Source organism: Emticicia sp. (assembly GCF_049241225.1).
In the GTDB taxonomy this organism is placed as follows: Bacteria; Bacteroidota; Bacteroidia; order Cytophagales; family Spirosomataceae; genus Emticicia.
Genome location: NZ_JBMLRC010000476.1, coordinates 1 through 4,924, shown reverse-complemented (window position 1 = coordinate 4,924; position 4,924 = coordinate 1). Strand labels below are relative to the sequence as shown.

The 4,924-nt window shown below is 39.5% G+C and carries 6 protein-coding genes and 1 pseudogene; 5 read left to right on the top strand and 2 right to left on the bottom strand.

Features of this window, described 5'->3' with window-relative positions; translation table 11 throughout:
• Together ACOVO2_RS25100 and ACOVO2_RS25095 are read left to right on the top strand one after the other, a co-directional pair.
• On the top strand, positions 1–582 hold a 582-nt coding region (locus tag ACOVO2_RS25100), incomplete at its 5' end, for a hypothetical protein (protein ID WP_421772614.1).
• Positions 583–718: 136 nt separating this feature from the next.
• The gene (locus ACOVO2_RS25095) at positions 719–2,176 is read left to right on the top strand and encodes a Gfo/Idh/MocA family protein (protein ID WP_421772613.1); all 1,458 of its coding nucleotides are present in this window, start codon (positions 719–721) and stop codon (positions 2,174–2,176) included.
• Positions 2,177–2,237: 61 nt separating this feature from the next.
• On the opposite strand, the gene ACOVO2_RS25090 is transcribed toward ACOVO2_RS25095, so the two are convergent.
• Entirely contained in the window at positions 2,238–2,918 is a 681-nt protein-coding gene (locus ACOVO2_RS25090; RefSeq protein ID WP_421772612.1) for an NUDIX domain-containing protein, read from the bottom strand.
• Positions 2,919–3,170: 252 nt separating this feature from the next.
• On the opposite strand from ACOVO2_RS25090, the gene ACOVO2_RS25085 reads away from it, so the two are divergent.
• Genes ACOVO2_RS25085 through ACOVO2_RS25075 form a run of 3 tightly spaced genes read left to right on the top strand, consistent with a single transcriptional unit; the run spans position 3,171 to position 4,473 of the window.
• The gene (locus ACOVO2_RS25085) at positions 3,171–3,401 is read left to right on the top strand and encodes a cytochrome b5 domain-containing protein (RefSeq protein ID WP_188765936.1); all 231 of its coding nucleotides are present in this window, start codon (positions 3,171–3,173) and stop codon (positions 3,399–3,401) included.
• Between the two features lie 20 nt (positions 3,402–3,421).
• Positions 3,422–4,186 carry a type I methionyl aminopeptidase gene (gene map, locus ACOVO2_RS25080; RefSeq protein ID WP_421772611.1) on the top strand — a complete coding sequence of 255 codons (765 nt, stop codon included), beginning with the start codon at positions 3,422–3,424 and terminating at the stop codon, positions 4,184–4,186.
• Between the two features lie 44 nt (positions 4,187–4,230).
• Entirely contained in the window at positions 4,231–4,473 is a 243-nt protein-coding gene (locus ACOVO2_RS25075) for a hypothetical protein (protein ID WP_421772610.1), read from the top strand.
• Between the two features lie 211 nt (positions 4,474–4,684).
• Here the strand turns inward: ACOVO2_RS25075 and ACOVO2_RS25070 are convergent.
• Positions 4,685–4,924, bottom strand: a pseudogene (locus tag ACOVO2_RS25070) (hypothetical protein); the annotation flags it as partial.

The window sequence follows — 4,924 nt, the reverse complement described above, 5'->3', positions numbered from 1 at the left end:
TCAAAAGTCGAAGGAACTATTGATGACCTCGACCGTAAAAAAGGGCTTATCGAAGAAGTGACGATTTTGCCGACTGGCCAAAAAAAGAAGAAAACATACGAACCAAAAGATATTAAAACCATGTATTTGCCTGCCAGTGGTTATTTTAAATTGGCAAATGCAATGGAACAAAGTTTCAATGCTCAAAAATGGAAAAACAACGATGTAAACATGGACATCATCAATAAAGGCTATGCGTTTTTCGAGAAAGTTAAAGTGAAAGTTAAAAACGATACCGAAGACCTGCTGATGCAAATGGTTAACCCATCATTTTCGAGCAAAATCAAGGTTTTTCATGACCCAAGAGCCCAAGAAAGTATGCGTTTTGGCGTTGCAGGAATTACTATGGCTGGTGGAGACGACAAATCGTATTATGTACAAGTTGGAAATGAAATAGCCGAAAAAATCAAGAAAAAAGAATACGACGATGAATATTTGAGATTGTACAAAGATTGTCCAGCTCTTTTAGCAAAACTAAAAAGCGACCACCGTTGGACAAATTTCGATAAACATCTGCTCGAATACACCACTTCTTGTAACTAAAAACGAAGCCTACAAAATCTTTCTTTACGACGAACTTTTCATAGGGTTCGTCTTTTTTTATCTTGTCTATACAACACTTTAGCGTTTTATTAGTAGATTTGACTTCTATATTCAACCTATTTCATAATCTACAAACATGCAAGATAAATCAACCAGTAGAAGAAGTTTTATCAAAAGTTCTGCCATTGCGGCCAGTGGCTTTTTTATTGTTCCACGCCACGTTCTGGGTAAAGGATTCATCGCTCCAAGCGACAAACTCAATATTGCTTCAATAGGTGCGGGTGGTAAAGGAGCATCAGATATTGCCAATGCTTACAACAATGGTGTAAATAATGTTGTGGCTCTTTGCGATGTCGATTTTGCTCGTGCAAAAGGCAGTGTTGATAAATTCCCGAATGCCAAACGCTACAAAGATTTCAGAGTGATGCTCGATGAAATGAAGGGCGATATTGATGCCGTGACTATCTCGACACCCGACCACCAGCACGCAGTAGCAGCAATGGCGTGTATGCAAATGGGCAAGCATGTATATGTGCAGAAACCCCTCACGCACGACATCTACGAAGCTCGTAAACTGACCGAAGCAGCTCGCCAATATAAGGTTGTTACACAAATGGGCAATCAAGGTTCATCGAACCCTACACAGAAAGTAATGATGGATTGGCTCGATAAAGGCCTAATCGGAAAAGTAAGCGATGTACATATTTGGACAAATCGCCCAGTATGGCCGCAGGGAAATCCGCTACCGACTGATAAACCACCTTTGATTGAGTCAATGGACTCGAAAGATTGGGATTTATTTATCGGAACTGCTCAGTACGTTGACTATCACCCACTATATCACCCATTCAAATGGCGTGGTTGGTGGAATTTCGGTACTGGTGCATTGGGCGACATGGGTTGCCACTTGATTGACCCTGCCTTCCGTGTTTTAGGTTTGGGCTACCCAACCGAAGTAGAATGTAGCGTTGGACAGGTATTCTTGAAAGATTGGACACCAGAGTATAATCCAGAGGGCTGTCCGCCATCATCGAGCGTACAAATCAAATTTCCTGCTACCAAACGCAATAACTCACCAGTGACTATGTATTGGACTGACGGCGGTATTCGTCCGTTCCACCCAGAGTGGATTCCGGCCAATGAGCCTTTGGCCGAAGCCGATAGCTCAAATGGTGTAATCATGATTGGAACAAAAGGTATCATGACTTGCGGGACTTACGGAAATACACCGAAAATATACTTGAAAAATGGCGAGAAAATAGAAATGCCTGCCGCTGACCCGAACTTCAAACCACTACCTGAGCATGGACACCAAATTTCGTGGGCAGAGGCTTGTAAGACAGGCTTCAATAGCAAAGAGCATAAAGCACTTTCGTCGTCATTTGATTACTCTGGCCCATTAACCGAAACAGTTTTGATGGGTAATTTAGCGATTCGTAGTTATATGCTTCGTAAATCAAACGGCAAAAATGGCTTCAACTACGATGGTCGTAAGAAACTCCTTTGGGACGGAACAAATATGAAAATCACGAACTTCGACGAAGCGAATCAATTCGTTCAACGTCAGTATCGTCCAGGTTGGAAGTTGGTTTAATAAGTTCAGAGTGTAGAGTGCAGTTTATTCATCCTAACTCTACACTCTTAATTCTACACTCTTAGCTCAGAACTTTCAAAGTTTCAAAGTCTCCGACTTTTGTCAAATACATATAGTCAAGCAGAAGGGCATTGGTGTTGTTTATCATTCGATGCCCTTCTACAAATGGCACTACGTGGGTTGTGATTCGTTCGAATTCGTAGTCAGTTCCCATTTCTTTGTTATTCATGGCGGCTATTTCTTCGGCTGTCATTTCTATTTCACAAGCATATAAATAAATTGCCTCATCGCTCGTTCCTGTAGCAGGAAAACCTCTTTTTCCGTCCATCAAATCCATTAATTGGCTTTCCGAAATTTCTAAGCCTGTTTCTTCTCTTACTTCCTGTACAGCTATTTCGAGTGGTGTTTTGGTGCCATCAACCATTCCTGCGGGGTGTTCGTATGTAAAGCCACCTTCGGCAATACGGCGTTGTTTTACCAAAAGCAAAAACTTCTCACGTGTTTCTTTATTTATCAGGCAAATCAGCACACACACAACTTCTCCTTTCAGAAAACAAATCGGTGGAATTTTATCGCCTTCGGGCGTTTCGGCATCGAGCATTAGCAACGAAAAAAGTACTTCACCATTGTAGCGTCGGCGAGTATAATGCTCATCTACTTTATTGATTTTCAAGCCATTGGCAATCAGATTACTTTTCCAAAGTTTAAATTTGTGGGCGTCTTCGAGTTTTTCGAGTATCATTCGTTGAGTAATTTTTAGTATCAGTTTTTGTATTTGAAAACAAAAGTAAGCATTGAAAGTTAGAATATTAGTTGGCTCGGTCAATCATTTTTTTACCACCGCATCGGCGGCCTGATAAGGCACTAAGAACATTGAGTTTTCACTAAGATTTGGAACGAAGCTAAGCCACGTAATACTGAAATTAAAAATAAAAGTTTTGCTTCACGACGGATTTAATGCCAATTTTGTTGTGAAAAAGATACAATTAGCATCGTGAAAGAATATACCAAAAACCAACTCGCCCTCCGAAACGGACAAGACAAAGATGATATCTGGGTGGCTTACAAAGGACAAATTTACGATGTAGGCAGCTCAAGATTGTGGCGAAATGGCAAGCATTACGAACACTGGGCAGGGCAAGATTTAACCGAAGAACTGGCCGATGCCCCGCATAACGAAGCCGTTTTTGAGAAATTTAAAATCATTGGGAAGTTGGTTAACTAATTTGAGAAGTAAAAAATAAAATGTCGATAACAAAAGAAGAAGAATTAATTGGAATGCAAACAGCGAGTGAGGCGGTAGCCGTAACACTCCGAGAAATGGTAAATTATGCCAAACCTGGCATGACTACCAAAGAACTAGACGATTTTGGTGGGCAAATCCTTAAAGATTTTGGAGCTAAATCGGCTCCGAAAGTAACATACAATTTCCCAGGATTCACTTGTATTAGTGTCAATCAAGAGTTTTGCCACGGTATTCCATCGGATAAAAGAATTTTACAAGAAGGCGATTTAATTAATATTGATGTATCGGCCGAAGTCGGTGGATTTTTCTCAGATAATGGTTGTTCGTTTATCCTCGGGAATGATATTCACCAACACCAAAAACTTGTTGATGCCTCTAAAGATATTTTGCGTAAAGCCATTGCCAACATCAAAGGTGGGGTCAAAATTTCTGATGTTGGTTTTTTGATGGAAACCGAAGCAAAGAAAAGAGGTTATCGAGTAATCCGCAATCTGACTGGCCACGGCGTGGGCAGAAGCCTGCACGAAGCACCCAAAGAGATTCCGAATTATAGAGACAAATACAACACTACCAGATTTCGTAAAAATTCGGTAGTGGCCGTAGAAACATTTATTTCAACTGTTTCAACCGAAGCTGTCACTCAAAAAGATGGTTGGACAATGGTCGGAAACAAAGGCGGCTTTATGGCCCAACACGAGCATACAATTATCGTGACTGACGGAAAACCGATTATTTTAACCGAAAAAAATGATTTGTGGAGCTGAGAAAATCGCCGCATCATCAATCAACATAATTATTTTAATTTATCATGAAACTCATCGAATCAATCATACTTTTTGCAAGCTTGGCATTCTTGACCATGTTTGTTGACCAAGCACTTTACAAGGGCGTTGCTCTCAAAGATAGTTATTTCTTTTTGATGTTTGCCGTGGCTGGATTTTTCTACTACACCTACCGCCGTGGACTTAGAATCATGAAAGAAAAGAAAGAAGAAGAAGCCAAAACAGAGGTAAAATCAAAGAAGATTGAAGATAGACTTAAAAGAAAATAAGTCTAATGTAAATTTGAAAAAATTTAATTAGAAAATTCATTGCCGTCTGCTTTAGCTGACGGATTTTTGTATCACATAAAACAAATTTGACTTTAGTCAAACTATATATTTAGACTAAAGTCAAATTTGTTTTCATTGAAGTATCCGTCAGCTAAAGCAGACGGCAATGAGCCTCGTACAATAAAACTTTAGATATTACACGCTACATTTTCTATAAAAACAGAATAACCAAAGGCAACCAAAATACCATTTCTCCAAGCCAACGATACCGCTCATTTTTTGCCAATTTTGCTTCAAAAAAATAAATCAAAGCTGAGCAAAAAGCCATTAAACTTTCTATCAAAAATACTTTTTTAAGAAATAAGTTATCGGTCAAAAAGATAGAAATAATCGAAAAAACTAAAACTCCCAATATTAGATAAGTACAATTGGTCTTGCCGAGTTTCTTGGC